General features: G+C 69.2%; 1 protein-coding gene. It reads right to left on the bottom strand.

Going from position 1 to position 590, the window contains the following annotated elements; translation table 11 throughout:
* A partial coding sequence (locus ABFX81_RS42130) for an ABC transporter ATP-binding protein (protein ID WP_346139712.1) occupies positions 1 to 590 on the bottom strand: 590 nt, incomplete at both ends.

The raw sequence follows: 590 nt of genomic DNA, 5'->3' as shown, positions 1-590 counted from the left end.
CGGCCGGCCGGTACCTCCAGGCGCAGCAACGGTGCGTCACCGCCGTCGATCCGCACCCCCGCGCGGACCAACGTGCCCACGTAGGTGGCGGTCTCCACCGTGCCGGTACAGAAACCGTCATCGGTGGCGCAGGCCCGCAGCCGGCCGGGTTGCACGGCGACCTTGACCTGGGTGCCGGAGACGAGGTCGTGCCGGCGCGCCTTGATCAGGCCGCCACTGCTGTCGACGCGGACCAGGGTGTGCGCGTCGGTGTGCTGCTCGATGCGGCCGGGCAGGAAGTTGGCCGCGCCGAGGAAGTCCGCGACGAACGGGGTCCTGGGTCGTTCGAAGAGTTCCCGGGGGGTGTCGAACTGCTCGATCAGGCCGTTGCGCATCACCGCGATGCGGTCGGACATGACCAGGGCTTCCTCCTGGTCGTGCGTCACGTAGATGACGGTCAGGCCGAGTTCCTGCTGGATGGCTTTGATCTCGACCTGGAGCTGGTCGCGGAGCTTCTTGTCCAGGGCGCCCAGTGGCTCGTCCATGAGGATGACCGGCGGGCGGTAGACGAGTGCGCGGCACAGGGCGACACGCTGCTGCTGACCACCGGA

Source organism: Streptomyces coeruleofuscus, from assembly GCF_039532725.1.
Taxonomy (GTDB): Bacteria; Actinomycetota; Actinomycetes; order Streptomycetales; family Streptomycetaceae; genus Streptomyces; species Streptomyces coeruleofuscus.
This window is presented reverse-complemented; position numbering and strand designations above follow the sequence as displayed.